Genomic DNA, 26,876 nt, shown 5'->3' with positions numbered 1-26,876 from the left:
CCCATATAATAGGTTTTGACCAAAAACAGACTGCATTTATTTAATATTTTAAAGGAATGTAATGAGTAATAAAAAACACTCACTCACTATTTTTAGCCTGACTATGATTACAGTGGGCTCTGTAGACAGTATCCGTAATTTGCCAGCAACGGCTCTTTTTGGCAGCCAGTTGATATTTTATTTCATTTTGGGCGCTGTATTTTTTCTTATTCCCACTGCATTAGTCTCTGCTGAATTAGCTTCAGGTTGGGCGAAGCAAGGTGGAATTTATATTTGGGTGAAAGAAGCTTTTGGTAAGAAAACCGGGTTTTTAGCGATTTGGTTGCAGTGGATTGAAAATGTTATCTGGTATCCCACCATTTTATCTTTTGTTGCAGGAACCATTGGATATTTGATTAATCCGGCATTAACCAGCAATCCTTATTTCCTCTGGGCTGTTATTGTGACCTGTTTCTGGGGTGCAACCATTATCAATTTAAGAGGAATGAGTTCTTCAGCGGCGTTCAGTACCCTTTGCTCTCTGGCAGGTTTACTCTTGCCTATGTCTTTGATTATTGGTCTTGGTGCTGCCTGGATAACTCAGGGCAATCCATTACAAATTAGTTTTGATGTGCCGAGTATTGTCCCCCATCTTTCAGATAAATCCATGCTGGTTTCTCTGACCGCGATTATGATGTCTTTTTGCGGGATAGAGATAGCTACTGTCCATGCGAACGATGTGGAAAATCCTCAACGTGCCTTCCCTAAAGCCTTAATGTACTCGGTTGCCATTATTTTAAGTACACTGATTTTGGGTTCTCTGGCTATTGCCATAGTCTTACCTGGGAAAGATATCAATTTAGTTGCAGGTATTATGCAGGCTTTCGAAGCATTTTTTGGTTCATATAATATGCACTGGATGATGCCTGTGGTGGCTGTCATGCTGGTGTTGGGTGGCCTGGGAGGAGTGAGTAACTGGATTATTGCTCCAACGAAAGGGCTATTAGTGGCTGCGGAAGATGGTAATTTACCAGAAGGTTTTCAGCGTACTAATGCCAATGGCGCGCCGGTAGTTATGTTAATTGCCCAGGCTCTTATCGTTACCGTACTCTCGGCACTCTTCCTGTTTATGCCCAGCGTTAACGGCTCTTACTGGCTCTTGACTGCACTTGCGGCACAACTGTATATGCTGATGTATTTCATTATGTTTATTGCTGCTATCAAATTGCGTCTCAGCCAGCCAAATCATCATAGGGCATTTAAGATCCCTGGTGGAATGGCGGGTATGTTGTTCGTAGCTGGAATTGGTATTATAGGTGTTCTAACGACTTTGGCGGTGAGCTTCATTCCTCCAGAAGGCATTAATGTTGGAAGCATGGCCCGTTATGAAACCACTCTGATTCTGGGATTGATTTTAATGTGTGCTCCTCCGTTCATTACTACCTGGAGACAAGCTAAAGATGCGGATTTCGAACCAGCAGTCTAGTCGATTGATATGAAAAATCTGCACTCACATTCATATGATCGTTTGTCGGATAAAACATCGTTTCCTGAGCTGAAACCATGAGGTATTTGGCTGAATTACTGACAGAGTTAAGTTCACGCCTCCCGGAGCTGGAATGGAAAATCAGTGGCTTAAGTGTGGCTCTTTCCAGCCATAATTTGCCGAAAGGGCTGTTTCGTCATGGCGTGGAGCTGACTGGCTCTGGTTGCATTGATGAAATTAAAGAAGAAATTCACAAATTATCACAACAAACGAATGAACGCAGCGCTCATTTTCTTGCGGAGCGAATCAAACAGAAAATCAATGTTCTCGTTGCTTTATGCCAGATAGACAGCAAGAAAAATAAACCTCAGGCGAAAGCACATTTTGGTTTAACTATGTTAAGCACCCGCCAGCAATGGATCCAGAGTCTGGAAGCAGATATCAGTACTTTGACCAAACAGCAGCAAGCCATGACCAAATCACTGCAACACATGACTCAGAGTTCGAATCCTGACGCCATTCTGACTTTGCGCGCGGAATTGGGTGAAGTGGAGAGACGCTTGACTCTGGCACAAGAAACGTTAAACCGGGCCATCCTGTAAAGCGCGTTTTGCCGATTTTTGGCAACATCCCTTTTGTTCGAGAACATAATGCGTTAAATTAGTGGCGCGTGATTTATATAATAATAAGGAGTTATTCCGATGTCTGATAAATTTACTCATATTACCAAGGATATTAGTACTCAGTTAGCTAAACTTCGTAAGGAAATGCCAGAAGTTATGTCGGGATTTTCTGCTTTAGCGCAAGCGGCGACAAAAGATGGTGCCCTGGATAAAAAAACTAAAGAATTAATTGCTATGGCTTTGGCTGTTGCTAAACAATGTCCTGGTTGTATTGGTTTCCATGCCCAGACATTAATTAAATTACAAACTTCTCGTGAAGAATTACTGGAAATGTTGGGAATGGCTGTTTATATGGGCGGTGGTCCATCTTTGATGTATGCTGCTGAAGCATTGGAAGCTTTCGAAGAGTTCAGTCAGTAAGATTTATGCCGTAGCCCGTATTAGCGAAGCGTAATACGGGATTCTGAGCCCTTCCCAGCTCCACGTCGTCCTGAGCGCGTCTTTTTGCGCGAAGGATCTCCCGAAAGCAGCATTGTGCCAATGTAGGGAGATCCTTCGCGCAAAAAGACGCGCTCAGGACGACGTGGAGCTGATGGGACAGCATCTAGGAATCATTCTCTAATGCGACAATAAAGAAGCCACATGCGCCATTTGTTTGTCTGCCGGGCTTTGCTGACAGGGGAACTGTTTACTGATTCCCAACAAGGCAACCTGGGATACGGTCATGGTATCCTTATCACTGCGTTGGCTTGATATTTCTTTATAAGTCTGTTGAATCAACTCATTCATAGTAATCGAATTAAGCTGCACTCCCTGAGGCAAACAAAAAATAGGTTTTCCCTGCATTTTGGCGGCATCATTGGCTTGGGTTAATGTTTCTGCAATGCTTTCACAGGTAATTGTCAGAACATGACGGGCTGATCTTGCCCATGCCTGAGCTTGCGGGTCTGCCTTGATTTCCATTTGCGGTATGTTGTTGGCAATGTTCATATAATTATTAATGGTATCAGCATGAACATTACCAAAAATTAAACTCAAACTGATTAATAGAAAACGCATAATGAATCCTTAAAGTCCTGCATGATTATTTAACAAATAGTAGGATGTTGGGGTATCCGGACATCTGTATGGACCACATTGTATGAATGTACTGATTCCGTTGGCAAGAATCAAGAGCAGAAAAAAGCACATCAAAGCAATTAACCACTTATTATCTGTTTTATATTGGGGATTTAATCCGTCCTCGAGAATAAGGGCTACCGCAATAAAAAGACTTATCAGCATAAAAGCAATGGCAGCCCAGGTATAAAAATGAAGACCCAATAAGGTATTGCCAAATCCCGGATCATCAGGAGCCAGATGCAGATAAAGTTGTCTCATGGCAATGGCTAATCCCAGAAAAGCCTGTAACAGCATCATGCCATAATGAGATGCTTTAATACCTAAACGTAAATTCATCATAAGGCAAATGCCTATGCCGGCAAAGCAGATTCGCTGTAATAAACAAAGAGGGCAGGGCAGATCGTGATTGAAGATTTGATCGGCGAAGGCGAGAATAAACATGGCACATACAGCAAGCAGCCCCAGCCCATTGGCCCATACATGCAGTTTATTTTGTATCCTCATAGCGTCACCAAATGAGTGTGTAAATTAAAGCAAAAGGTAATGAGTAATAAACACAAAAGAAATTGTAATGGGATGCCATGGTTCGGTCTAAAAATAATTTGCAAGCCGATAAGTAAATAAAGCAAAAACAGCAGTATCATCATGAACGCCACCATCGCTTTTATTGAACACAATAAAAGTATAGTGGGTCATGCGATTATTTTCGAACTTCCTATGCTGTTGTTTTTTTTATTTTAAATCCCATGCGGCGAGATAAGGCCCAACTTGAATCCTATAAATAAAAAAATAAATAAACTGACTGAGAGGCCTATCCTCAGAGTCAATGCCCTAACCGTGCGTTTTGAGTTTCCTGCATCCTGGATCAGGAAAAATAAACCGCTGGCCAGTGAACCTGCGATAATAATCATTACAAAGATGATGAACAGTTTAGTGATCATTTGTTATACTCCCGAAATTGCTGCCTTCAGTCGGAAGTTAGCCAACCTTTTTGAGCAATTGATAAACGATGCCTAGTTTAACCTGTTTTAATGTTCGTTTCACCCCAAATTGGATAATGATTGTTCTCGCCACCGTGTTTATTGCCTTATTTACGCGTCTGGGCTTTTGGCAAATACAACGGGCGGATGAAAAAGCAACAATGCTGGCAGCGGAAGAAACTCGCGCCAGACAAGCGCCTGTGTTTTGGAATGAAACCAAACAATTACCCTTACAGTACCAACGCCTCAAAGTGGAAGGTGTTTATTTAAAAGAAGTTTTTCTTTTAGATAACCAGCACCATCAGCATCAGTTTGGCTATGATGTCTTGTCTCCTTTGCAGCTTGCTGATGGAACGGTTCTCATCGTCGACAGAGGCTGGGTGCCAGGTGATAACAGCAGACAATCGTTCCCTGAAATTCAAATTCCGCCTGGAACAATCAAAATTCAAGGCAGTTCCTATTTTCCCAGCAAAAATCAATGGCTCCTGGGTGAGGGCATAGAGGAAAAACAACATGGAATTAAAATTATTGAAGCTTTGGATACAAATTTATTAAGCCAAATTTTGCAAAAAAAAGTCTATCCGTTTATTATTCGCATGGACAAGCAAGATGCATACGGATTTGTGCGTGAATGGGCGATAGTATCCATGCCTCCGCAGCGGCATTTAGCCTATGCCCTGCAATGGTTTGCTATGGCATTCGTTATTCTGATTATATTTGTAGCCTTAAATCTGAAGAAAAAAAATGAAGAAACACGCCTCTAAATATTATGTTTTATTGTTGTTAACGATTATGTTTGCTGCTCCGGGCATAGCCGCCTATGTTTTTTATCAGCACCCATCCTGGTTAGGAACGACACGAGTGAATAAGGGCACTTTGCTCTCTCCGTCTTTAGAACTCAAAGCCTTTAATGAAAAAGCGAAATGGAAAATCGTATTATTCAACCCCGGTCAATGCAAAAAGGAATGCCTGGAACAATTAAACCTGTTGGCGCGCGTGCGTTTGGCTTTGGGGCGGAGACTGTATGAAGTGGATGAATGGCTTCTTCTTGATGAACAATCGGCTGCCCAGGCTGAAGAAATGCGGCCTGTGTTAAAAGATCAGGACATTCATGTTGCCACCTTATCAGCAAAAGAACAGGCAGAATTATCTTCTTTGTCTGCCGAAGACAGAATATTTATTGCCAATCCGGGACAATTTCTGATTCTTGGTTATAAAGCCAACGTTAATCCAGACGATGTCTATAAAGACATGAAACTGCTGCTGAACACATCAGAAAACAAGGGTGATACAGCGAATGCAAAATAAATCAATTCGAATTGCGGCGAGTGTTGCTGTCCTGTTAGCCTTATTTGTGGTGATGTTAGGAGCTTATACTCGATTAACTGATGCGGGCCTTGGTTGTCCTGACTGGCCGGGATGTTATGGTCATATGGTACTTCCTTCAGCAGAGTCTGGATTACAGGAGGCTCAAACCAAGTACCCGCAAATTCCTATTGAATCAAGAAAAGCATGGACGGAAATGGCACATCGTTATGTTGCCGGAACCTTGGGCCTGCTCATTTTCTATATTGGTTTTAGTGTGTTGCGTAAACGCTATCAGGGAAAAAATCTTCCCTGGCACTTGCCCGTAGCGTTACTGGTACTGGTCGTATTCCAGGCCGCTTTGGGGATGTGGACGGTTACTCTGAAATTATTACCTGTAGTGGTTATGGGGCATTTACTGGGTGGTATATTAATTGTTGCCTGTTTAAGTCGTTTTCGTCTGCAAATGAGTTCCTTACAAGGACAGGATTTGCCGCAATGGCGCATCTGGTTACGGTTGGCCGTTATTATAGTGTTCTTCCAGATTGCTTTAGGGGGATGGGTTAGTTCCAATTATGCGGGTATTTCCTGCATTGGATTCCCAACCTGTAATGGGGAATGGCTGCCTCCTTTACATTTTGCTAAAGGATTTAACTTATTTGCGTCTGTTGGTACTAACTATCAGGGCGGGGTTCTTGATAATGAAGTGCGTGTCAGCATTCAGTTTATTCATCGGATAGGGGCTGTTTTGACTGCCAGTTATCTGCTTATTCTTGGCACATTGATTTTATTTAAGTCCTGGTCGCGCTATTTAAAAATAACTGCTGCCTTAATGATGCTTCTCGTCTTGCTGCAATTTACTTTAGGCATAATGAACGTGGTTTATTTATTGCCTCTTGATATCGCGGTTGCCCATAATGGGATAGCTGCATTATTACTTGCCTGCGTCTTTTGCACCTTACATTTTACCCGAAGGGGAGTGACTTATGATCACTGATACACAAACACAACGCGCTGTTGATTGGCGTGACTATTTAGAGCTCTGTAAGCCACGTGTTGTTTTGCTGATGCTGTTAACCGTATTGGTCGGTATGTATTTGGCCACACCAGGCTGGATCAATTTATCTTTAGTCGGGTTCACCTTGCTTGGCGTTGGTTTTTGTGCAGGCAGCGCGGCTGCTATTAATCATTTGGTTGACCGTCACATTGATTCCATCATGGCACGGACTAAAAAGAGACCTATTGCTCATGGGCGTGTTTCTGTAACCCAGGCAATATACTTTGCTCTCGTGATTGGTGTGCTTGGCATTGTTGTTCTGGTCACATTTGTTAATAAATTGACAGCACTGCTTACTTTTGTTACTTTAATCGGCTATGCGGGTGTTTATACCGGTTATTTAAAACGAGCGACTTCACAAAATATAGTGATAGGTGGTTTAGCAGGGGCAGCGCCTCCTTTATTAGGCTGGACTGCTGTGACCAATCAGTTGGATCCGCAAGCACTGCTGTTGGTATTAATCATATTCACATGGACACCGCCTCATTTCTGGGCTTTGGCTATTTATCGCTTTGAAGAATACAAACATGCTGAAATCCCAATGCTTCCGGTGACTCATGGTATTCAATTTACCAAATTGAATATCTATTTATACACCATTTTATTGTTGGTAGTCAGCGTATTGCCCTTTGTTGTTGGCATGTGCGGATGGATTTATTTGGTTGGCGCCTTAGTACTTGGCGGCCGTTTTTTATTTTGGGCACATAAGTTGTATCGCACAGAAAAGCCGGTGGTGGCAATGCAAACCTTCAGGTTTTCTATCGTGTATTTGATGCTTTTATTTGTATTTTTATTAATAGATCACTATATATAAGGGGTTAATATGAGTGAAAAAAGAAAAGGTGTTACTCTGACTGTAACCATTTTGTTGGCCCTGGCAGGATTATTCACCGGTATTTTTGTATCACAACATCTTCATTTTAAGAAAAAAGTAGATGTGGCTCAGTTTCATGGTACTTATCTTGAAAACCCAAGAACGGTGAATCAATTTGCATTGACTGGAACCGATCAAAAGACTTTCGATAATGCCAGTTTACAAGGGCAATGGACTTTAGTGTTCTTTGGATTTACCAATTGTGGCTATCTCTGTCCCACTACTATGGCGGAGCTGGGTAAAATGTATCGGCTTCTGGAAGAGAAAGGTGCGAAGAACTTACCTCATGTTGTGATGATTTCCATAGATCCTGATCGCGATAATCTGGATAAGCTTGGACATTATGTTCAGTCTTTCCATGGCAGTTTTTACGGGGCAAGAGGTGATGAAGAGTCGGTAAAACTGATGACCCGTGAAATGGGCATAGCCTATGCGAAAGTGATGAACAAAGACGATCCTGATCCACAAAATTATGATGTGCAACACAGTGGTGCAGTGATGCTGTTTAATCCACAAGGCGAACTGAATGCATTCTTTACAACGCCCCATCATGCGGATTTACTGGCCAAGGACTATATGTTACTGGTTTCTTAAGGTAATAAGTAAGTTCCTGCTTCAGTATGGTTTTTATGAACAATACTCCCTCCGCCGTCCCGCGGCTTGTCCGCGGGACGGCGGAACTTAATGGCCGTGGTTATTGGGCATGTATTCTTTTGTTCATAAGTAGTTAAATACCCCCTAAATAACATGAAAAATTAAATTCTCATATTTTATTAAAATAGGAGGAGAATTTTTATTTTTTAAACTAGGCTTTAGTTGAAACAATAATAATAAAATTGAGGAACCATTCATTCATGAAAATTGCAATATTAGCGACTAACCCCAATTTGTATTCCCACAAGCGCCTGAAAGCGGAAGGGGAAGCGGCTGGTCATGAGGTTAAAATTATAAACCCCTTATATTGTTATATGAATGTTGCGGCTTCCAACCCCAAAGTGCATTATCGTGGTGGTGCTTCTTTACCTCATTTTGATGCGGTAATTCCAAGAATTGGCGCTTCAACTACTTATTATGGAACCGCCGTATTACGCCATATGGAAACCATGGGCATTTATACTGTAAATGAATCCATTGCTATTTCTCGTTCTCGCGATAAGTTCCGTTCCTTGCAGGTTCTGGCTCGCAAAGGTATTCCCATGCCCTTGACCAGTTTTGCCCAGTCACCAGATGATACGGAAGATTTGATTCATATGGTGGGCGGTGCTCCTTTAGTGATTAAGCTTTTGGAAGGAACTCAAGGCAAGGGTGTGATTCTGGCCGACAGCCATCAATCTGCGGTCAGCATTATTAATGCCTTTAAAGAAATGCATGCCAATATTCTGGTGCAGGAATTTATTGAAGAATCTCGTGGCACCGATATCCGTTGTTTTGTTGTGGGAGAAAAGGTAGTTGCTGCCATGAAGCGTCAGGCTAAAGACGGAGAGTTTCGGGCTAACGTCCATCAGGGTGGTAAAGCAATGAAAGTAAAATTATCACCACAAGAACGAGCCATTGCCATTAGTGCTGCGAAAACCATGGGATTAAAAGTAGCGGGTGTTGATTTAATTCGTTCCAATCATGGTCCCCTGGTTTTGGAGATAAACTCCTCACCAGGTCTTGAAGGCATCGAAAAGGCAACAGGTATCAATATTGCGGGAAAAATTATCGAATATATTGAAAAAAATGCAAAACCTATCAGTTTAAATCATCGATTTCATGGCTAGGGTGTGTCCTCACACCCTAGTGGGCTCCTTTAGAATCACTTTTACCCAATAACCAATCTGCATTGACCTCAAGTTCTCTTGCCAAGGTATTTAATAAAGCATCATCAGGATTGGTGATGCCATTAAGCAGGGCTTCAGCCTTGAATTTGGGAACTTTAATCAGCTTGGAAAGCGCGTCTATGCGTTCAGGAGTAGCTTCCGGGACACCAATACTGTCTAACTCTCTATTCAGTCGTTCTGAAAATCGCTTATTAAGCATTAGAGTCTCCTGTTGATGACCTTAATTCCATAATTAGCAAATTAAAACCATGTTGAATAAATGTTTATTTATTTGATATAGCATAAAAATCAGGTTTTGCAATTTTAGCTCTTTAATTTTGATTGACGCTTGAATAGAGTGATGTAAAATCGAAGCAATTTCATAGGGCTTACGCAAACTTGCGCCATAACCGGATTTTATAAAATGTTTAGGATAACCAATGCTGGAAAAAACAGATTCAAAATATCCCTGTGATTTTATTTTGTTTGGCACTTTGGGGGACTTATCCTGCCGTAAGTTATTGCCGGCTCTGTATCAATTGGAACGCGCTCAATTACTTCATCCGCAAACGCAAATTATTGGTTGTGGTCGGGAAGAATTATCTCTGGTTGCTTATCTTGATTTGATAAAGAAAAAAGTACAAAGTTTTTTAGCGGATACTATTGATGAAGAACTATGGCTCCGCTTGACGTCAAGAATGTCTTACTGCTCGCTTGATTTCACTGATCTTAATGCATTTCAGAAACTGGCAGATTATGTGAAGCCTGCACAACATGTTGCCATTTCCTATTTTGCCATTCCTCCTGCCTTATATGCCCAAACCTGTCATGGGCTTTCTTTATTAGGCTTGACCACGCAGCCTTCGCGTGTGGTTCTGGAAAAACCAATAGGCCAGAATCACGAATCATCGCAAGCGATTAATGATGAAGTGGCTCGTTATTTCGCAGAAAATCAGATTTATCGCATTGATCATTATCTGGGTAAAGAAACGGTGTTAAATCTTTTAGTGCTGCGCTTTGCCAATTCCATTTTTTCTTCTAACTGGGATCATCGGGTTATCGATAAAGTTGAAATCACCCTGGCTGAAGAAATAGGGGTTGAAGGGCGTTGGGACTACTACGACAAATCTGGCCAGGTCAGGGATATGCTGCAAAATCATGTATTGCAGATATTAGCCTTGGTCGCGATGGATCCTCCCTTAAGTCTGGCATCGGAAGATATTCGCAGTGAAAAATTAAAAGTATTAAAATCATTACGGCCAATTAATGAAGGCAATGTCTGTACTCACACGGTTCGTGCCCAATATGCTGCTCATTTAGCCCACGAAAAAGAAATCCCGGGTTATCTTGAAGAGGAGGGAGCGAATCCACAGTCTGATACCGAGACTTTTGTAGCGATTAAAGCCTATATTGATAATTGGCGCTGGTCTGGGGTACCTTTTTATTTGTTGACAGGAAAGAGGCTGGCGAAAAAGCAAAGTGAAGTCGTCATTTATTTTAAGCATCAATCGCATAATATATTTCATCAATTTACAGCAAAATTGCCCCCTAACCAATTAATTATCCGCTTGCAGCCTGACGAAGGTCTGGAAACTCGTATTATGAGTAAAGTTCCGGGGTTGGGGGATGGTATGGAATTACAGGAATCCAAACTGGATTTAAACTTCAGCGCTGTGAGTAATGCGCCTCGCATCATTGATGCTTATGAGCGATTGCTGCTCGAAGTCATGCTGGGCAATCAATATTTGTTTGTAAGCAGAGAAGAAATTGAACAGGCGTGGAAATGGATAGATGGGATCAGAAATTCATGGGATGTAAATCGTTCACCGCTTCATTCCTACCCTTGCGGAACCTGGGGACCTGCTGAAGTGGTCACTTTATTTGATGGTCAGGCTCATATTTGGGATAAACAGAATGCAACTTTATAGCTTCAGTGATGCACAGTTGTTAAATACGGATTTGGCAAATCAGCTTAAAAATATTTTATGTGAGGCCATTGCCTTACGTGATCATGCCTACCTGGTTGTTTCTGGAGGAAAAACTCCAGTTGAGTTATTTAAACTTTTGGCTCAGACCCCTCTACCCTGGGATAAAGTGACTGTAACCCTGGCCGATGAGCGCTGTGTCAAAGCTGATGATGCCGATAGCAATGAACGTCTCGTCAAAGATTTTCTATTACAGCATCATGCTGAAAAAGCTCGCTTTATCAGTTTGTATGATGGTCAGAGTGATTCGGCCAATCATTTAGATACAGTTGAGAGCAATATTGCTTCCTTACCTACCTTTGATGCCGTTATTCTGGGAATGGGAGAAGATGGGCATACTGCCTCTTTGTTTCCTTGTAGTGATGAATTGGCTTCGGCCTTGAATGACGAAGCAAAAGCACTACTTTATATTCAACCTAAAACAGCGCGCCATAAACGAATCTCTTTGTCCAAACCCAGGCTTATTAATAGCCGTATTATTTTCATCCAGTTAATTGGGCAAAAGAAGCGTTCTGTACTGAGTCAGGCTTTAGCGCAACGTGATCCTGGCATTATGCCTGTAAGTGCATTTTTAAATAATACGAATGCTAATGTTCAGGTCATGTACGCACCACAATAAGGAATACTTATGCATCCGGTCGTAGCCAAGGTCACTCAAACTATTTCTGAACGCAGTGCGAAAGGCAGGGCATCCTATCTGGATCATATTGCCAAAGCCCGCGTTACAGGGCCACAGCGCGGTGCGCTTCACTGCGGTAATTTGGCGCATGGTTTTGCGGCTTGCGCCAAACAAGATAAAACTGCTTTGCGTGGTGATGTAAAAGCCAATATTGCTATAGTCTCGGCTTATAATGAGATGCTTTCAGCACACCAGCCTTATGTCACTTTTCCAGACCGGATTAAAGAAGCAATCTCTGCTGCTGGCGGAGTCGCACAATTTGCCGGAGGAGTCCCAGCCATGTGTGATGGGATCACTCAGGGTCAGCCCGGAATGGAATTAAGCTTATTGAGCCGAGATGTTATTGCACTGTCTACGGCTATAGCCTTGTCCCATAACATGTTTGACGGTGGCCTGTTATTAGGCATTTGCGATAAAATAGTCCCTGGCTTATTAATGGCTGCTTTAAGTTTTGGGCATTTGCCCTTTATTTTTATACCAGCAGGCCCAATGCCTTCGGGAATATCCAACCAGGAAAAATCACGAATCCGTCAGTTATATGCTGAGGGTAAAGCGGATAAAAATGCCCTTCTTGAAGCAGAGGCTGCCTCTTACCATTCAGCCGGAACCTGTACTTTTTATGGCACTGCCAATTCCAATCAGTTAATTATCGAATTGATGGGTTTGCAATTACCGGGTTCGTCATTTGTTAATCCAGGTACCGCACTACGTGATGAGTTAACCAAGGCCGCTGCAGTACAAGTTCTGTCATTAACCGATTTAAATGATCACTACATGCCGATTGGACAAATGATTGATGCTAAAAGTATTGTCAACGGCATAGTCGGGTTGCTTGCCTCAGGAGGCTCAACGAATCATACCATGCATCTGGTTGCCATAGCGGCAAGGGCTGGTTATACAATTAATTGGGATGATTTTTCACAATTATCAGCAGTAACTCCTTTAATTACCCGCATTTATCCCAATGGTCAGGCTGATATCAATCATTTTCAGCGTGCGGGAGGAATGGCTTATTTTGTCAGGACATTGCTGGATGCAGGATTGGTTCATCACGATGTGAATACGGTGGTGGGTTATGGCTTGGAGCGTTATACGCAACAGCCAGTATTAGAGGATAATCAGCTTAAATGGCTTGATGGTCCCGTTGCTTCAAGCAATCCTGAAGTCTTAACCGCCACCGCCGCACCATTTAAACCACAAGGAGGATTACAAGTGCTCAGTGGTAATCTGGGGCGGGCGATTATTAAAACCTCCGGGCTTGGCGCAGGGAAAGAGGTGATTGAAGCGCCGGCAGTTGTTTGCACGAGTCAGGCTGAATTTGAACAGTTATTTCAGGCCGGTATGCTCAACAAGCATTGTGTCCTGGTATTGCGTTTTCAGGGGCCTAAAGCTTGTGGTATGCCTGAACTGCATCAACTGACTCCAAAGCTTGGGGTATTGATGGACAGAGGGTTTCATGTGGCGCTGGTTACTGATGGACGTATGTCTGGTGCATCAGGCAAAGTTCCCGCAGCAATCCACGTGACACCGGAAGCAGTTGATGGTGGCCTGATTGCTAAAGTAGAAACAGGGGACATGATTTTAATGGATGGAAATCGCGGTATCTTGCAGCTTTTACTTTCTGATGAAGAATTAGCCTTACGAAAAGCGGCTACTTTAAACGCGGAACAGGTTAAGCAGAATTCTTATGGTATGGGGCGTGAGCTTTTTGGCAGCTTAAAAGCTCAGTTCACCGGGGCAGAGCAAGGAGCCTGTAGTTTGTTTATAGGGAAAGAACATTGTTATGATGCATGATGATTTAAAACACTATGCAATTGTTGCCGATATTGGTGGAACTTTTGCCCGCTTTGCCCGTGTCAACCTGCTTAATTTACACCGGGATAAAATAGCAATATATACCTGCGCCGATTTTGCCAGTATAGAGTCTGTATTCATGGCCTATCAAAGCACTCATGCCCTGAAGGAAATTACTCAGGCAGCAATTGCCATTGCGTGTCCAGTACTTGATGACTGTATTTGTATGACCAATTGCCATTGGCAATTTTCAGTGAAAGCATTGAAAAATAATTTAAACTTGTCCCGTTTACAGGTGCTTAATGACTTTAATGCCATCGCGATGAGTATTCCTGCTCTGGCACAAGATGAACAACTGCAAATTGGTAATGGGTATGTCTGCACCGCTAAAATGAAGGTGGTACTTGGCGCAGGCACCGGGCTTGGTGTTGCTTCGCTGGCATGCAATCAGGGTATTTATACTGCTTATGCCGGCGAAGGTGGCCATGCTGACTGGGGCGCTAAAACCGAACAGGAATGGTTTATCTACACTTTTCTAAAAAACAAATACACGCATGTCTCTTACGAGCGCTTGTTGTCTGGCCATGGCCTGGAAAATTTATATCAAGCCATTGCCGCATATCAACAGCAGGAACGCCCAGCCTTGAAAGCAGCTGAAATTATTCGTTTGGCTGTAAGTCAGGAATGTTCTATAGCCCGTGATGCGGTGAGCCAGTTCTTTGCAAGTCTTGGAACGTATGCAGGCGATCTCGCATTAACTTTTGGTGCTTTCGGGGGTGTTTATATTGCTGGTGGCATTGTACCGCGTTTACTTTCCTTAATGCCCCATAGTGAGTTTCGTACCCGCTTTGAAGACAAAGGCCGTTTTAGTGATTTTAATGCCTTGATTCCTACTTTTGTTATTACGGCAGACCAACCCGGCATATTAGGGGCAGCGCTGAACTTAAAACAATCATTAATAGGAGAATATGATGTCGTTTCCTGATTGGGCTGTGCAACCTGCCAAAATATTTAACGCATCTCCTGTGATTCCGGTGATTGTAATAAACGATCTGGAACAGGCTATTCCGCTTGCCAGTGCATTATTTGCTGGTGGAATTCAGGTGTTGGAAATAACGCTGAGAACTCCGGTTGCAGTACAAGCCATCCAGTTACTGACGGATCGTTTTCCTGATGCATTGATTGGTGCAGGCACTGTAACCAATCCGAATCAATTAGGGCAAGTCATTGAGGCTGGTGCCCGGTTTGCTATTAGCCCTGGGCAAACTCATGCCTTGTTAATGGCTGGACGAGAAGCGTCTATTCCGTTAATTCCAGGTGTATCCAGCGTTTCTGAATTGATGTCTGGCCTTGATTGTGGTTATACCCATTTTAAATTTTTCCCCGCAACTGCGGCTGGCGGCATACCGATGCTGCGTGCTATTGCGGGACCTTTTCCTGATGTCCGATTTTGTCCAACTGGAGGGATTAACGCAACGAACTATAAAGAATATCTGACGTTACCTAATGTATCTTGTGTAGGCGGTTCATGGATAGTACCAGAACAGGCAGTGACTAATGGCGATTGGTCTTTAATCACTGAACTGTGTTTGTCGGTTTAACGAGGTGATACTTTAAGGAAGGTGTAGCCTGGATTAGGCGATAGCCGTAATCCGGGATGGCGTGGTACTGCTTTCCCGCATTACGCTGGCGCTAATGCGGGCTACACATTCTTTCAGTAACGCCATTATTTACTAGGCTAAGACAGTCGATAGAAAGACTTGAACAAGGAGTTAAGCATGGCTTGGGTTGTTGCGATAATAGGTTCAATTGCCGGTTTTTTATTTGGTTATGATGAGGGTATCATTGCGGGTTCCCTGGATCTTGTGAAAAATCATTTTAATTTAACAGCCACTCACATAGGCGTGATGGCTTCAGCTTTACCCTTTGGGGCATTATTGGGTGCTATGCTGATTGGTATGTTCATGGCTTTGAAAGGTGCCAGACGTTTCGGACGTCGCGCTTTGTTGTCCTTTGCAGGCTGCCTGTTCTTTTTCGGAGCTTTAGGGGCGGGGCTTGCTGACTCCATTAGCATATTAGTCCTGTCACGTTTAATTCTGGGATTGGCGATTGGGATGGCTTCAGTGCTGACTCCTCTGTATTTAGCGGAAACAGCATCACCCAAATCCAGAGGTGCTGTAGTGGCTATTTATCAGTTGGCCATGACTATTGGGATTGTAAGTTCTTACTCAGTAAATTATCTGTTAATCGAGCATCAGGCCTGGCGAACCATGTTTGCGTCAAGTGCCTTGCCGGCATTGTTGTTGAGCATAGGTATTTTGTTTATGCCAGAATCTCCGCGGTGGTTATGCAGTGTGGGTAAACGCGATGCTGCGGCTAAATCCTTAAGAAGATTACGTAAAAGCCAGGTCATAGATCATGAGTTGCGGGATATTGAAACGACTCTGGCGCATGAGCCTAAGAAAAGTAATTGGCTGTTGCTGTTCAGAAGACCATTGTTACCTGTTCTGATGTTGGGCACTATGTTGTTTTGCCTGCAGCAATTAAGTGGTATCAATGTCGTTATTTATTTTGCCCCGGAAATCTTCAAGAATTTAGGCCTGGACAGTACAACAGGGCAGATATTGGCAACTATGGGGATAGGTATTGTTAATTTACTGGTTACTGTTATCGCAATTTTATGTGTTGATAAATTAGGTCGCCGCAAATTATTGCTGATTGGCTTTACTGGAACCTGTCTCAGCCTTTTTGCCTTATGTATGTTTTCAGTAAACCAGGTTGTCTGGCTTCCCTATTTATCAGTTATTTGTTTAACTGTTTATATCTTTTCATTCGCTATCAGCATAGGTCCTGTTCCTCATATCGCGATGGCAGAAATATTCCCTTTGCATGTGCGTGGTGCTGGTATGGGCTTGTCCGCAATGAGCAACTGGACTTTTAACACAGTAGTTATTTTCAGTTTCCCTATTTTGCATAACATGTTTGGAATAGAGTTCACTTTTGCCCTTTATGCCATCATTTGTTTCCTGGGCTTGATTTATACCTATTTTTACATGCCGGAAACCAAAAATATAAGCTTGGAGCACATCGAAAATTACGTAATGTCAGGCAAACCATTACGCTTTTTAGGACGCGAAGACGAAGCATTGGATAAGGTGTCAAAGGATGCCGTTTTAAGTTAAGAACCCGTAGCCCGGTTGCTTGCAACCGGGATCGAAGTGGCACTTTAATAAGTTCGAGTATGAAAGTCCTGTGCAAGAAACCCCTTAACCTCGCCTGTCTTTTAGGGAAACCTGCATCCATGCGTTCGGTGTGCGCGTCCTAAGCGCACAACGCCCTAAAAGACAGGCGAGGTCAAGGGGTTTCCGAGAGACCGTGCCAATGTGGTAGTAACCCGGATTGTGCGTGTAGCCCGGTCTGCTCGCAGCCGGGATCAAATTGGCACCATGCCGCTTTCGGGAGATCCTTCGCGCAAAAAGACGCGCTCAGGACGACGTAGATCGGGTGAAGTTGTTCCGAAATAGCACGGTGTGTAGCCCGGTCTGCTTGCAGCCGGGATCGAAGTGGCAATGAGCTAATTCCCGTATTACGGCTACGCCTAATACGGGCTACACTAGCTATTCCAGCTTTTTTTCTATCTTTGCTCTCAAATCAATAGCACGTAAGACCGAAACATAACTCCAGGTCAGAGAGTATGCTCCTTGTTGAACGCCGGTGTTTAAATTAATTTGTTCGCTTAAACTCATATCTGGGGCATAGGTTTTAATCAGTTTTAAATAATTATCGCCTGTCTTCAGATAGCTGGTAATTAAGGATTTATTTCCATTTTCAGATGAGAGCTTATTGGCAAGCGTATAGTAATACTCAGCCATAGTTGCCGTAAGGATAAACCATGGGTTTCCTGTACTGCCAGTCTGATAACCATCATAAGTATCACCTGGATAGCGGCCAAACAAAATAGCTCCGGGCTGGTTGTCATTAATGGGGAACATTAAATTAAATTGTTGATGCAAAGCGTTCACCGTACCTTTGACATAAGTATGGTGAGGGGAGAACGGACCTTTCTCCTGTGGATTGAGCAAAATACCCAGGATTACGGATGAGTCGAGTTCCAAGGTTTTTTGTGGCCCTGGATGTGGTGGCAAGGTAGCTTTAATCAGCTTGTTGTTGCGATCCAGATGTTGTTTTAAACGCTCACTGATTAAACGCGCTTGCAGCTCATAAAAAACAGCGGCTTGTTTATCATTAAGCCTGTGGGCAAGGGCTGCGCCTTCAATCAACGCTTTCTGCTGAGCCATGGCTGTAAAAAAATGATGGCCAAAGATTTCTTCCCACAGGTCAAAATTCGCATCCTGCCAATGATGGGCGGTGTATTCCAAATCCATTTTAATTGCACCCATAGTTTGTGGATTCATGCTTGGATTGTAGAGATTTTGAGTTACATATTCTGTTTCGTTGTTGTCGAGCAATTGCTGAGCAAAACGTGTTAAAACCGAGGCGCGCAGCGCTGGGCCATCATTTTGCGGCCTTCCCCATGGGCCATCAAAGGGATAACCATCAATGTAGAATTTTGGCTCACCTAAAATGTCCTGGCCGGGAATAGGATCATCACGATGTTGAATGGTTCTTGTCCATGAAACATAGTGTAACAGGTGCTGTTTGTATTTTTCTGAATGTGCTGATTCATACCAATGTTCAATCAGGGTCATGGCTATAGCAGAATCGCGTACCCAGTCATAATAATAATTGGGGCTGACCTGGGATGGTGAGGCTACTATTGCCCCATTGGAATGAATGTTTGCAAAAAAATTTCGTTTTAAACTCTGGACTTCAGTAGGGGTGAATACTGAACTCATGGCTTGCGTGACGACAAAAATCATTAAAAAAAAGATCCGTTTCAACATAATCCCTCACAGAAAAAAGTTATAAAAATCAGGGTCGCCATAGTACAGGAAATGAAATCTGGAGGCTATATTATTCGATCTCCGTCGTCCTGAGCGCGTCTTTTTGCGCGAAGGATCTCCTGAAACCGGCATGGTGCTAATATTTGGAGATCCTTCGCGCAAAAAGACGCGCTCAGGACGACGTGGATTTGGGGAAGGCAACGGGGCTCCCTCTCATTTTTTAATATCGATAATAGCTTCAATCCATGCGGGAGAGTCATTCAGGCATGGGATCAGATTAAACTCTTTTCCACCTGACTCTATCCATTGTTCTTTTGCACGCAGGCCAATTTCTTCCAATGTTTCCAGACAGTCTGCAACAAAAGAAGGGCAGCAAATGGCAAGATTTTTGATTCCCTGCGCAGCAAGTTCGGTAAGCACTTCATCTGTATAGGGTTTTATCCAGGGAGTTTTACCCAGGCGAGATTGAAAAGAGGTGCTGTATTGGCCGGTATGTAACTGTAATTCGTCTGCTAACTGTCGGCTTGTTTCATAACATTGTGCTTTATAACATCCCTGATTTGTAACTGAGACAGGAGGGCAGCTTTCTTTGCAGACAGTATGGCAGCCGCTCTTATTGATTTGACGCTCAGGAAGGCCATGATAACTAAAGATCAGATGCTGGTCTTCGCCAAGGTTCTCTTTAATCAGGGCTGCCTGCGCTTTAATGTAGCCTGGGTGTTGATAAAAATCGCGGATGATGTTCAAGGAAGGTATCACTTCCTGCATGGAAAGAAGACGTATTACTTCTTCAATAGATGATCCTGTTGCTGCTGACGAATATTGCGGATAGAGAGGCAGTACGGTAATAGACGCACAATCTTTTAACTCATCCAATGCCGTTTTTATTGAAGGCTTGCCATAACGCATTCCTAAGGCAATTTTAAACTCCGGACTCAACCTGGCCTGAAGCTGGCTTGCAAGATTTTGGCTATGGCACAGTAGCGGTGAGCCTTGTTCTGACCATATTGATTGATAAGCGTGCGTGGATTGTTTTGTTCTGAATGGCAGAATAAAGCCATAAACGAGTACATAACGTATGAGAGCAGGCAAATCAATGACTCGTTTATCGGTAAGAAATTCACTTAAATAGGCCCTGACTGCCTTTCTGTCTGGATGACTGGGTGTACCTAGATTAATAATTAACAAACCTTCTTGCATCAGTAAATTCCGACCTTAAATTCAATAAGGCCATGATACCTGAATATTGTAGTTCTGTGCACTTCTACTCTCTTGGCAAAACTGGAATTATTCCATTTGGCTCAATCTTGCTTAAAGCACACAGAATCGGGAAGTGTTTATCAAATTAAGCCATTTCTTCTTCAGTAGCCTCACTCAGTGCCACAACGTTAGAGGCATGTAGACCTCTTTCGCCATTTTCCACATCGTAAGTAACTGCCTGTCCTGGAACTAAAGTTTTGTATCCAGTACCGTGAATGGATGAGAAATGAACAAAAATATCTTCACCACCACCTTCTGGAATAATAAAGCCCCAACCCTTGGCGTTATTGAACCACTTGACTTCGCCTCTAGCCATAAATCCTCCTTTTGCTAAAGCTTCTCGATCGTCGACTGACATTTGGGGTGTCAGCTGATCAATTGCATTCGTCCTTAAATGACAATTGTTAATGGCCTATTTTGTAATAGGTCAATTCAACATAACGCAAAAAGGGCTCATTACTCAATAGATTTAATAAAATTTCTCCAGCTAAGGTATAATTTGACGATTTTATTTTGCTACAATGTCAATAAAAAAGAGAAAGTGAGGTAATTTTGTTTTGTATTGATGAGCGAATTCAGTCTAGCTGTTTTACTCTGGGCGATTGGCCTTTGTCACGGGTATTATTAAAAAATGAAGTGCAGTTTCCCTGGCTTATCTTAGTCCCCAGAAAAGACAATATTCAGGAAATTCATCAGTTGGATAAAGACGAACGCATTCAGCTTATGGAAGAAATAAACCAACTCTCGCGTTTAATGACAGACTATTTTAAACCAGACAAATTGAATGTAGGTGCTTTGGGAAATATAGTATCCCAATTGCATGTTCATGTTGTTGCGCGGAGTACTACGGATTGCTTATGGCCACAGGGAATATGGCAACCTGCATTGAAGACAATACCTTATGATGAAGAGCAATTAAGTGTTTTTATTCCGAAATTATCCGGGCTGATTTCTAACGCTGGTGCAGTTTGGCGGTGATTTTTGGCCTGTATTTGACTTAAAAGATAAAAAATTAATTAATTCTTAATAATTTCTTAAGCTTTTTATGATATCTTCGTAAAGTATCAGTTTAGCAGGGAACTCTTAATGGTTAACAGTACGTCTAAAATATTAAGCAAACTGCAGGGAAAGAAAAAATCCAATCGTCCTGATGTTCAGGAAGCTGATCCTATTGATACCCCCAAATTACAGCCAGGCTCTGACATGGCGCAAGCACTTTCCAATATACTCGGTCCATCATTTAACAAAGAATTTACTCCATTTGATCAATAAAAGGCATCTCGATCCCGGTTCTATAACAGCTCTCAGATCCACGTTGTCATGAGTGAGGCATGGTGCCCGTTTGTAGCCCGTATTAGGCGCCAGCCGTAATACGGGATGAAGTGGCAATCAATTCATTCCCGTATTACGGCTACGCCTAATACGGGCTACAAAACTGTGCCATTCCCAGATCTGCGTCGTCCTGACGACGACGGGATCTGGAAAGCCTACTAGCATTACCCGCCATATTGGGTATATACTTTTTATAGAGAAAATTTTTTTAAGGTTTGGGATGGCTGGAGAATTTGCAGCAACGAGTCATTGGCGTGATTCTGCTCGTAGCGCACGATTTTTTATCGTCGACGCCCGAGCTGCATTTCCAATTTTCTTATTTTTGATGCATATCAGGGTCTGGACTGGAGTATTGGTTTTGGTTTCTGCCGTATTTTTTGGCATTATTGAACACTATGGCTTTACAGTCCCTGTTTTTTTGCGCTGGATAAGAAATTTTTTAGCAGGAAATGTCAAGTCTTCACAACCTTGGTGGAGATAAATGGAACGAAATATCAGTCAATGTATGGCAACTATTGCCGCGAGCATGAATGCCAAATTTTATCTGAACGATCGATTCGTAAGCTATGATGAAGTCTTTGCAGATACCGGTTTATTGCCGGCTATATCCAAACGGGCAGATCAATTATGCTCGCTTTGTTTGGGGTATGGATTAGGGGCAACTTATGATGAAGCAGAAGGAGCCTTATTGGGTATCCGGGTAGTATTTGATGAAGTGACGCCCAATGTGTTACGTTTGCTTTGTATGACTGATGTCGTGAACGAGTTAATCCAGGGAGGCCCAAGCCGTGACTATACTCCTCTGGATGAGTTAATGTATGATTAAGGCGAACAGTCAATTGTAAAGAATTCGAAAGATCTTTATAAAATGAAGCCAGACAGGAATTTATTTTGTTAAACTAATCTCATAATACGTATGAGTTGGGAGTTGTAACATGGCAGATCAAAGCGAAATCAACAGGTATGGCTTTCATGCTCCGATAACGAATGAGAAAGCAGGAGTATCTCCGGCATTTGTGCATTCTTCTGTGATAGACCGTGTTGAAGCACTTTTGAAAAATGCAGAAAAAGCATTCAGTTTAAAATCAGGCGATCCTGATTATCGCATGGCAGTTGACCTATTGAGAAAGTGCTGCGTGGATTTGCGTGCTCCTCTTGAGCCGACCAAATCAACTGCAAATGATGTAAACGATGCGGTTGAATCCGTTACCAGAAACTATGGTCCATCTACTTTTTAACAGTATATAATTTTGATTCCTTTCATTGATTTTATTTAAATGCTGTTATACTTCATATATGCTTCTCAAATTTTGGGCATCGTGCCCTAAGACTAAGTATTAATGTTATGAAAGATCGACTCTCAGATGAACAAAATGAGGCTATTTTAAAAGCCTTGAATGATGCTATTGAAAAAGGGCCATGGGAGAAATCCAACTTTCTAAAAGTGATTGGTAAAAACCTGACTGATGTGCGTGATGATTTTTTAAATCAGTTAGGTGCCAGCAGTCATGCCCAGTTAAAAGCAGAATCCCATTTGGCGAATCGTATTGCTCTGAGAAGTGGTCAGCAAGAAATTTATGTGTCTTTATATTCTGCAGACGGGGTGAATATCCAATCCTGGGAAAAGATCGTTATTAATTTACCAAGACAAATGATTTCACGCCCTATTTATGCCGATGAGGCAGACATCAAGGCCATGTTGAAAACGAAAGAAAACAAGCAAAATGAGGCTTATGTAGCGATCTACATTAATCAGTTTGATATTTTGCCCCTCTCTGCAGATAAAGCTCCGGTAGATAAACTGGGAAAAACCTTACTCAGCCTGAAAGATAAAACATTAAGTCTGGATAACATAAGCCGTTTTGTTCATGTTTCAGGTGTTTATCGTTACGAGCGCGGTCGCTTGGTTAAAATTTCCTGATTTCAGCTATTGACTGCTTTCGTTTAATATATTGCAATTGATTTGAATAGCATTTTCACGTTTCTTGAGTATACTTGAATTAAATAACCCAATTAAAAGTTTGCATCAATGGCTCAGCAACAACAGCAACCAGGTTCCGATAACTCAATGGCTCCAGTATGGATTATCATTCTGTTGTTTATTACCTGTTTTTTTATTTGGAAATTTGGACATCAGTATATAGTCAATTTTGTGTTTCAGATTAATATCTGGCAGGCAAAGCTGGTAAATTTATTCATTAATAATCAAGAGCTTGCGCAACGTATTTTCCAAATGCAAACTATGGATCCGGCTGGAGTTGACTGGAATACTCTGGTGGATATGACACGTGAAGTGGGTGATTTCATGCGCTATCCAGTAGTTGGCGTCTTGATTGTTTTAGCCATACTCCTTTATCGCTCCAACATTACTTTAAAATTCCGCAGAGCTCATGATATGAAAACATTAAGGGCTCAGGAACAGTTTAACTGGCCAGCTATTATGCCAATTGTCAAAGAAGATCTGGTCAGTGAGGATGTCAATAAAGGTCCCTGGGCCATGGCTATGACACCAATGGAGTTTGCCCGTAAATATAATTTGCTTAGAAAAGATGATGCCCTGTTGGATAATCCTATACCAGGTCAGGAAATGACAGCAGGAATCCGAAAAGGTGATGCGAAACGTGTATTTACCATGCAGTTGGGGCCTTATTGGGATGGTTTTGAACGGTGCTCACCACAAGCTTATGCACTGGCAGCAGTATTTATAGCGCGCATGAATAGAGACAGGGATGCGGCGAATCATATTTTAAAAGTATTGGATACTACCTTTGTTGCAGGAAAACCGGATTTTTCCGTTGCCAAGCCTGTGATTAAAAAATATCAAAATACTGAATTGGTTCAGGAAGTTATTTCAAAGCATGCATACATGCTTACCGTTTTAGGTTCTTTGCTTGAAGCTGCGCGCGATGATGGGGTCGTCCCCAGTGCAGAATTTCTATGGTTAAAGCCCATAGACAGGCGATTATGGTATATGCTTAATTGTATAGGCAGACAAACACCTTATGCAGAAGTTGCGGGGCCATTTGCTCATTGGCGTGCAGAGAAAGAAATGGGACGACGTTCTCTGGTACCGATGATAGATGAAGCAATCAGAGCATTGGAAATTGCCATAAAAGAAATCAAATTAACCCCTCGTCAAATGGGAGAATTAGAGCCATGATGCGCGGTATTGATTCACGTCATGAGTTAGATCCAACCCTGCTTCTCAGGGATACGCGGACCTTAACCCAAAGATTGGCAGATTTTTTTGCCGATCCTACAAATATTGCGATATTGCTTTTTGCTTTGTCGGCCGCTGCTTATTATTTTTCTGAAGCGGCTACCTTGCTTATGCTCCTTGGCAGCTTGTTTTTTTTATACAGTTATACCAGAAAGCAAAAACTGCCTTTTCGTTTGCCACTTATTTCACGGGTGAAAGATTATAACGATTTAAAACCTGGCATTAATAAACCGAATACCGCCCGTGGTATTGCTTTTTTTGGTAATGACCGAAAAAGCGGGGAAGAGCTTTGGTTCGCCAATGATGATATGAGAACACATGCTTTGATCTTTGGATCTACCGGTAGTGGTAAAACAGAAGCCTTGGTGTCTCTTGCTTATAATGCTCTGGTTCAGGGCAGCGGATTTATTTATGTGGATGGTAAAGGCGATAACTCTCTGTATGCCAAGGTGTTCTCTATGGTACGAAGCATGGGGCGTGAAGATGATTTGCTCTTAATCAATTTCATGACAGGTGCTCGCGATATTGTCGGACCGCAGGAAAAACGTTTATCTAATACCTTAAATCCTTTTTGTCAGGGTTCATCCAGTATGTTAACCCAGTTGGTGGTGAGCCTCATGGGGTCTTCCCAGCAATCTGGTGATGGCGATATGTGGAAAGGAAGGGCGATTGCCTTCGTTGAAGCGCTTATGCGTTTGCTTGTTTATATGAGAGATGACGGTGCTATTCTTCTTGATGCCAACTCTATTCGAAACTATTTTGACTTACAACGCCTGGAATCTATAGTCATCGATAAAATTTTTCCTCGCGATGATCAGGAAAGTGTTAATATTGAACAAATTCCCAAGCTGGTTACTGACCCCTTACGTAACTATTTAAATACTCTGCCTGGTTACAATAAAGAGAAAAAAGGAAAACAGGTATCACAGGTACTTGAGCAACATGGTTTTATCACCATGCAGCTGGTAAGAAGCTTTTCATCTCTGGCGGATACTTACGGCCATATCATCCGTACCAATTTGGCAGAAGTTGATTTTAAAGACGTAGTTTTGAATCGCAGGATTCTTGTCGTACTGCTGCCCGCACTGGAAAAATCTCCCGATGAATTATCAAACCTGGGCAAAATTATTGTTTCTTCGTTGAAGGCCATGATGGCTGCGGGACTTGGTGAAGAAGTGGAAGGGGATTATAGGGATGTTATTTTAAGAAAGCCAACCAATGCCCCAACTCCTTATATGTGTATTCTTGACGAGTATGGATACTATGCCGTACAGGGCTTTGCTGTGGTTCCTGCTCAGGCACGTTCGCTTGGTTTCTCGGCCATTTTTGCGGGACAGGATTTGCCAGCCTTCCAAAAGGCATCAAAAGAAGAGGCGGCATCCATTGGTGCGAACACCAACATTAAAATTTGTATGAAGCTTGAAGATCCGACCGAAACCTGGGACTTCTTTACAAAAACTGCGGGTGAAGCTTATGTAACCAAGGTTGACTCATTTCAAACCAAGGATACCAGTATTGCTAACAGCTACATGGATACCAAGAGTTCTTCATTTGAAAAGAGATCACGAGTGGATTTGCTGGATTTAAAAGAACAAACTGAAGGTGAAGCACATATCTTCTTCAAATCCAAAATCGTTCGTGCACGTATGTTTTATGCGAATCCCAAACCGGTTAAGCAGCTAAAAATTAATCAGTTCCTGAAAGTTGAGCCGCCACCAGATGATTATCTCATGAAGTTACAAAAGCAGCTGACTTCATTTAAGAAAATATTGGATAGCGGTGAATTAAGCATTGATAAAGTGGTAGAGAATGAAGAAATCACTTTAATTACCAAAGCATTGCGGGAATCTACGGTTGAGGAGCCTATTGAGCGCGGTGTGGCTGCTCTTATTGCGTTCCATGGCCATAATGAGCCAGAACCTGTTGAAGATATTGTCGAAGAGGAAGTGGAAGGTGCATTGACCATTTTCAGTAATTTGCGTGTGACACCTAACTCACTGCCTATTTTAGCTATTGATAAAGCAACCTTCTCTGAATCTTTACTGCCGATTAATGAAACAAGAAATCAAATGATGATGATTGAGCGGTTAGCTGGAGCCAAAGATAAGTATGCAGGTACTGTGGCGAATGAATTAATAAAAGATTTCCAAATGGCAACCAGTTATCCACCTGAAGAGCGCGATGTGATTGCTCCTTCTGATCTGACTGAGGTAGTCCGAACTTTATCGACTCGTATTGCTGATGAACGAACCAGGGTAAATAACAAGAAAGAAGAAGATTTCTCTTAATCTCATAGCGCATGCCAAGGCTTCGAGACAGCGCTATCGCGCTTCCTCAGCCCGAACGGCATCGAAGTAACGACTGGATAAACACTCTTCTTAACGTTACTTAAGTTTTTAGCACTATTCGTAGCCCGGTCTACTCGCCGCCGGGAACTGACGCTCGTTACACAATCGATGTTCTGACTAAGCCCC

30 protein-coding genes are annotated in these 26,876 nt (G+C 42.5%); 23 read left to right on the top strand and 7 right to left on the bottom strand.

Annotated features, from left to right (window positions below; translation table 11 throughout):
* Window positions 1-61 precede the first annotated feature (61 nt).
* From B094_RS0106980 to B094_RS0106970, 3 genes are all read left to right on the top strand, one after another.
* Window positions 62-1,465, top strand: coding sequence for an APC family permease (locus B094_RS0106980; protein ID WP_018577092.1), 1,404 nt, complete (start codon window positions 62-64; stop codon window positions 1,463-1,465).
* Window positions 1,466-1,542: 77 nt separating this feature from the next.
* Complete coding sequence (gene priC, locus B094_RS0106975; RefSeq protein WP_018577091.1) at window positions 1,543-2,067, top strand: primosomal replication protein PriC; 525 nt, start codon at window positions 1,543-1,545, stop codon at window positions 2,065-2,067.
* A gap of 99 nt (window positions 2,068-2,166) precedes the next feature.
* The gene (locus tag B094_RS0106970) at window positions 2,167-2,508 is read left to right on the top strand and encodes a carboxymuconolactone decarboxylase family protein (protein ID WP_018577090.1); all 342 of its coding nucleotides are present in this window, start codon (window positions 2,167-2,169) and stop codon (window positions 2,506-2,508) included.
* 198 nt (window positions 2,509-2,706) lie between these two features.
* On the opposite strand, the gene B094_RS0106960 is transcribed toward B094_RS0106970, so the two are convergent.
* The 3 genes from B094_RS0106960 to B094_RS15855 all read right to left on the bottom strand — a co-directional run bounded on the left by B094_RS0106960 (window position 2,707) and on the right by B094_RS15855 (window position 4,121).
* A complete protein-coding gene (locus tag B094_RS0106960) occupies window positions 2,707-3,147 on the bottom strand; it encodes a hypothetical protein (RefSeq protein WP_018577088.1) in 441 nt (146 codons plus the stop codon).
* Between the two features lie 9 nt (window positions 3,148-3,156).
* Window positions 3,157-3,714 carry a disulfide bond formation protein B gene (locus B094_RS0106955; protein ID WP_018577087.1) on the bottom strand — a complete coding sequence of 186 codons (558 nt, stop codon included), beginning with the start codon at window positions 3,712-3,714 and terminating at the stop codon, window positions 3,157-3,159.
* 233 nt (window positions 3,715-3,947) lie between these two features.
* Complete coding sequence (locus B094_RS15855) at window positions 3,948-4,121, bottom strand: twin transmembrane helix small protein (RefSeq protein WP_237762238.1); 174 nt, start codon at window positions 4,119-4,121, stop codon at window positions 3,948-3,950.
* 98 nt (window positions 4,122-4,219) lie between these two features.
* Here B094_RS15855 and B094_RS0106940 point away from each other — a divergent pair, with 98 nt between their 5' ends.
* From B094_RS0106940 to rimK, 6 genes are all read left to right on the top strand, one after another.
* On the top strand, window positions 4,220-4,954 hold the full coding sequence (locus tag B094_RS0106940; protein ID WP_018577084.1) for an SURF1 family protein: 735 nt from the start codon (window positions 4,220-4,222) through the stop codon (window positions 4,952-4,954).
* The gene (locus B094_RS0106935) at window positions 4,935-5,498 is read left to right on the top strand and encodes a hypothetical protein (RefSeq protein WP_018577083.1); all 564 of its coding nucleotides are present in this window, start codon (window positions 4,935-4,937) and stop codon (window positions 5,496-5,498) included. Before B094_RS0106940 ends, B094_RS0106935 begins: the two co-directional genes overlap by 20 nt.
* Window positions 5,488-6,492 carry a COX15/CtaA family protein gene (locus B094_RS0106930; protein WP_018577082.1) on the top strand — a complete coding sequence of 335 codons (1,005 nt, stop codon included), beginning with the start codon at window positions 5,488-5,490 and terminating at the stop codon, window positions 6,490-6,492. Before B094_RS0106935 ends, B094_RS0106930 begins: the two co-directional genes overlap by 11 nt.
* A complete protein-coding gene (cyoE, locus tag B094_RS0106925) occupies window positions 6,482-7,366 on the top strand; it encodes a heme o synthase (RefSeq protein ID WP_018577081.1) in 885 nt (294 codons plus the stop codon). The genes B094_RS0106930 and cyoE overlap by 11 nt, the downstream gene beginning before the upstream one ends.
* A gap of 9 nt (window positions 7,367-7,375) precedes the next feature.
* Entirely contained in the window at window positions 7,376-8,020 is a 645-nt protein-coding gene (locus B094_RS0106920) for an SCO family protein (RefSeq protein ID WP_018577080.1), read from the top strand.
* Window positions 8,021-8,280: 260 nt separating this feature from the next.
* The gene (rimK, locus tag B094_RS0106915; RefSeq protein ID WP_018577079.1) at window positions 8,281-9,189 is read left to right on the top strand and encodes a 30S ribosomal protein S6--L-glutamate ligase; all 909 of its coding nucleotides are present in this window, start codon (window positions 8,281-8,283) and stop codon (window positions 9,187-9,189) included.
* A 16-nt stretch (window positions 9,190-9,205) separates the two neighbouring features.
* Here the strand turns inward: rimK and B094_RS0106910 are convergent, their stop codons facing one another.
* On the bottom strand, window positions 9,206-9,448 hold the full coding sequence (locus tag B094_RS0106910; protein WP_018577078.1) for a hypothetical protein: 243 nt from the start codon (window positions 9,446-9,448) through the stop codon (window positions 9,206-9,208).
* Window positions 9,449-9,668: 220 nt separating this feature from the next.
* Here B094_RS0106910 and zwf point away from each other — a divergent pair, with 220 nt between their 5' ends.
* The 6 genes from zwf (at window position 9,669) to B094_RS0106880 (ending at window position 16,868) form a co-directional block, all read left to right on the top strand.
* Window positions 9,669-11,156 carry a glucose-6-phosphate dehydrogenase gene (gene zwf / locus B094_RS0106905; RefSeq protein WP_018577077.1) on the top strand — a complete coding sequence of 496 codons (1,488 nt, stop codon included), beginning with the start codon at window positions 9,669-9,671 and terminating at the stop codon, window positions 11,154-11,156.
* Window positions 11,143-11,832: a 6-phosphogluconolactonase gene (gene pgl, locus B094_RS0106900; protein ID WP_018577076.1), complete on the top strand. Its 690-nt coding sequence runs from the start codon at window positions 11,143-11,145 to the stop codon at window positions 11,830-11,832. The genes zwf and pgl overlap by 14 nt, the downstream gene beginning before the upstream one ends.
* Before the next feature lie 9 nt (window positions 11,833-11,841).
* Window positions 11,842-13,686 carry a phosphogluconate dehydratase gene (gene edd / locus B094_RS0106895; protein WP_018577075.1) on the top strand — a complete coding sequence of 615 codons (1,845 nt, stop codon included), beginning with the start codon at window positions 11,842-11,844 and terminating at the stop codon, window positions 13,684-13,686.
* Window positions 13,676-14,671 (top strand): glucokinase, encoded by a 996-nt coding sequence (gene glk, locus B094_RS0106890; RefSeq protein ID WP_018577074.1) that lies wholly within the window; start codon window positions 13,676-13,678, stop codon window positions 14,669-14,671. The genes edd and glk overlap by 11 nt, the downstream gene beginning before the upstream one ends.
* Window positions 14,658-15,287 (top strand): bifunctional 4-hydroxy-2-oxoglutarate aldolase/2-dehydro-3-deoxy-phosphogluconate aldolase, encoded by a 630-nt coding sequence (locus B094_RS0106885; RefSeq protein ID WP_018577073.1) that lies wholly within the window; start codon window positions 14,658-14,660, stop codon window positions 15,285-15,287. Before glk ends, B094_RS0106885 begins: the two co-directional genes overlap by 14 nt.
* A gap of 177 nt (window positions 15,288-15,464) precedes the next feature.
* Window positions 15,465-16,868, top strand: a complete 1,404-nt coding sequence (locus B094_RS0106880) for a sugar porter family MFS transporter (protein WP_018577072.1) — start codon at window positions 15,465-15,467, stop codon at window positions 16,866-16,868.
* A 435-nt stretch (window positions 16,869-17,303) separates the two neighbouring features.
* On the opposite strand, the gene B094_RS0106875 is transcribed toward B094_RS0106880, so the two are convergent.
* The 3 genes from B094_RS0106875 to B094_RS0106865 form a co-directional block, all read right to left on the bottom strand.
* On the bottom strand, window positions 17,304-18,566 hold the full coding sequence (locus B094_RS0106875; protein ID WP_018577071.1) for a glycoside hydrolase family 15 protein: 1,263 nt from the start codon (window positions 18,564-18,566) through the stop codon (window positions 17,304-17,306).
* Between the two features lie 237 nt (window positions 18,567-18,803).
* Window positions 18,804-19,790 carry a ferrochelatase gene (hemH, locus tag B094_RS0106870; protein WP_018577070.1) on the bottom strand — a complete coding sequence of 329 codons (987 nt, stop codon included), beginning with the start codon at window positions 19,788-19,790 and terminating at the stop codon, window positions 18,804-18,806.
* Window positions 19,791-19,935: 145 nt separating this feature from the next.
* On the bottom strand, window positions 19,936-20,166 hold the full coding sequence (locus tag B094_RS0106865) for a cold-shock protein (protein ID WP_018577069.1): 231 nt from the start codon (window positions 20,164-20,166) through the stop codon (window positions 19,936-19,938).
* A 236-nt stretch (window positions 20,167-20,402) separates the two neighbouring features.
* Here B094_RS0106865 and B094_RS0106860 point away from each other — a divergent pair, with 236 nt between their 5' ends.
* From B094_RS0106860 to B094_RS0106825, 8 genes are all read left to right on the top strand, one after another.
* Window positions 20,403-20,828 (top strand): HIT domain-containing protein, encoded by a 426-nt coding sequence (locus B094_RS0106860; RefSeq protein WP_018577068.1) that lies wholly within the window; start codon window positions 20,403-20,405, stop codon window positions 20,826-20,828.
* 108 nt (window positions 20,829-20,936) lie between these two features.
* Window positions 20,937-21,122: a hypothetical protein gene (locus B094_RS0106855; RefSeq protein ID WP_018577067.1), complete on the top strand. Its 186-nt coding sequence runs from the start codon at window positions 20,937-20,939 to the stop codon at window positions 21,120-21,122.
* A gap of 280 nt (window positions 21,123-21,402) precedes the next feature.
* The gene (icmT, locus tag B094_RS0106850; RefSeq protein WP_018577066.1) at window positions 21,403-21,663 is read left to right on the top strand and encodes an IcmT/TraK family protein; all 261 of its coding nucleotides are present in this window, start codon (window positions 21,403-21,405) and stop codon (window positions 21,661-21,663) included.
* Window positions 21,664-22,008, top strand: coding sequence for a type IV secretion IcmS family protein (locus tag B094_RS0106845; RefSeq protein WP_018577065.1), 345 nt, complete (start codon window positions 21,664-21,666; stop codon window positions 22,006-22,008).
* A gap of 109 nt (window positions 22,009-22,117) precedes the next feature.
* Window positions 22,118-22,420, top strand: coding sequence for a hypothetical protein (locus tag B094_RS0106840; RefSeq protein WP_018577064.1), 303 nt, complete (start codon window positions 22,118-22,120; stop codon window positions 22,418-22,420).
* Window positions 22,421-22,527: 107 nt separating this feature from the next.
* Window positions 22,528-23,103 carry a Dot/Icm secretion system protein IcmQ gene (icmQ, locus tag B094_RS0106835; protein ID WP_018577063.1) on the top strand — a complete coding sequence of 192 codons (576 nt, stop codon included), beginning with the start codon at window positions 22,528-22,530 and terminating at the stop codon, window positions 23,101-23,103.
* 108 nt (window positions 23,104-23,211) lie between these two features.
* Window positions 23,212-24,342, top strand: coding sequence for a type IVB secretion system coupling complex protein DotM/IcmP (icmP, locus tag B094_RS0106830; protein ID WP_018577062.1), 1,131 nt, complete (start codon window positions 23,212-23,214; stop codon window positions 24,340-24,342).
* Window positions 24,339-26,690: a TraM recognition domain-containing protein gene (locus B094_RS0106825; protein WP_018577061.1), complete on the top strand. Its 2,352-nt coding sequence runs from the start codon at window positions 24,339-24,341 to the stop codon at window positions 26,688-26,690. The genes icmP and B094_RS0106825 overlap by 4 nt, the downstream gene beginning before the upstream one ends.
* Window positions 26,691-26,876: the final 186 nt, after the last annotated feature.

The sequence above is a fragment of the Legionella shakespearei DSM 23087 genome (assembly GCF_000373765.1).
Taxonomy (GTDB): domain Bacteria; phylum Pseudomonadota; class Gammaproteobacteria; order Legionellales; family Legionellaceae; genus Legionella; species Legionella shakespearei.
This window is presented reverse-complemented; position numbering and strand designations above follow the sequence as displayed.

Coding starts and splice junctions, on each gene's coding strand:
- B094_RS0106865 (WP_018577069.1), bottom strand. CDS start 20,166: ATGGCTAGAGGCGAAGTCAAGTGGTTCAATAACGCCAAGGGTTGGGGC.
- B094_RS0106970 (WP_018577090.1), top strand. CDS start 2,167: ATGTCTGATAAATTTACTCATATTACCAAGGATATTAGTACTCAGTTA.
- B094_RS0106845 (WP_018577065.1), top strand. CDS start 21,664: ATGGAACGAAATATCAGTCAATGTATGGCAACTATTGCCGCGAGCATG.
- zwf (WP_018577077.1), top strand. CDS start 9,669: ATGCTGGAAAAAACAGATTCAAAATATCCCTGTGATTTTATTTTGTTT.
- priC (WP_018577091.1), top strand. CDS start 1,543: ATGAGGTATTTGGCTGAATTACTGACAGAGTTAAGTTCACGCCTCCCG.
- edd (WP_018577075.1), top strand. CDS start 11,842: ATGCATCCGGTCGTAGCCAAGGTCACTCAAACTATTTCTGAACGCAGT.
- icmQ (WP_018577063.1), top strand. CDS start 22,528: ATGAAAGATCGACTCTCAGATGAACAAAATGAGGCTATTTTAAAAGCC.
- cyoE (WP_018577081.1), top strand. CDS start 6,482: ATGATCACTGATACACAAACACAACGCGCTGTTGATTGGCGTGACTAT.
- B094_RS0106910 (WP_018577078.1), bottom strand. CDS start 9,448: ATGCTTAATAAGCGATTTTCAGAACGACTGAATAGAGAGTTAGACAGT.
- B094_RS0106840 (WP_018577064.1), top strand. CDS start 22,118: ATGGCAGATCAAAGCGAAATCAACAGGTATGGCTTTCATGCTCCGATA.
- hemH (WP_018577070.1), bottom strand. CDS start 19,790: ATGCAAGAAGGTTTGTTAATTATTAATCTAGGTACACCCAGTCATCCA.
- glk (WP_018577074.1), top strand. CDS start 13,676: ATGATGCATGATGATTTAAAACACTATGCAATTGTTGCCGATATTGGT.
- B094_RS0106935 (WP_018577083.1), top strand. CDS start 4,935: ATGAAGAAACACGCCTCTAAATATTATGTTTTATTGTTGTTAACGATT.
- B094_RS0106930 (WP_018577082.1), top strand. CDS start 5,488: ATGCAAAATAAATCAATTCGAATTGCGGCGAGTGTTGCTGTCCTGTTA.
- icmT (WP_018577066.1), top strand. CDS start 21,403: ATGGCTGGAGAATTTGCAGCAACGAGTCATTGGCGTGATTCTGCTCGT.
- icmP (WP_018577062.1), top strand. CDS start 23,212: ATGGCTCAGCAACAACAGCAACCAGGTTCCGATAACTCAATGGCTCCA.
- B094_RS0106875 (WP_018577071.1), bottom strand. CDS start 18,566: ATGATTTTTGTCGTCACGCAAGCCATGAGTTCAGTATTCACCCCTACT.
- pgl (WP_018577076.1), top strand. CDS start 11,143: ATGCAACTTTATAGCTTCAGTGATGCACAGTTGTTAAATACGGATTTG.
- B094_RS0106920 (WP_018577080.1), top strand. CDS start 7,376: ATGAGTGAAAAAAGAAAAGGTGTTACTCTGACTGTAACCATTTTGTTG.
- B094_RS0106825 (WP_018577061.1), top strand. CDS start 24,339: ATGATGCGCGGTATTGATTCACGTCATGAGTTAGATCCAACCCTGCTT.
- B094_RS0106855 (WP_018577067.1), top strand. CDS start 20,937: ATGGTTAACAGTACGTCTAAAATATTAAGCAAACTGCAGGGAAAGAAA.
- B094_RS0106885 (WP_018577073.1), top strand. CDS start 14,658: ATGTCGTTTCCTGATTGGGCTGTGCAACCTGCCAAAATATTTAACGCA.
- B094_RS0106980 (WP_018577092.1), top strand. CDS start 62: ATGAGTAATAAAAAACACTCACTCACTATTTTTAGCCTGACTATGATT.
- B094_RS0106880 (WP_018577072.1), top strand. CDS start 15,465: ATGGCTTGGGTTGTTGCGATAATAGGTTCAATTGCCGGTTTTTTATTT.
- rimK (WP_018577079.1), top strand. CDS start 8,281: ATGAAAATTGCAATATTAGCGACTAACCCCAATTTGTATTCCCACAAG.
- B094_RS0106960 (WP_018577088.1), bottom strand. CDS start 3,147: ATGCGTTTTCTATTAATCAGTTTGAGTTTAATTTTTGGTAATGTTCAT.
- B094_RS0106955 (WP_018577087.1), bottom strand. CDS start 3,714: ATGAGGATACAAAATAAACTGCATGTATGGGCCAATGGGCTGGGGCTG.
- B094_RS0106940 (WP_018577084.1), top strand. CDS start 4,220: ATGCCTAGTTTAACCTGTTTTAATGTTCGTTTCACCCCAAATTGGATA.
- B094_RS15855 (WP_237762238.1), bottom strand. CDS start 4,121: ATGATTATTATCGCAGGTTCACTGGCCAGCGGTTTATTTTTCCTGATC.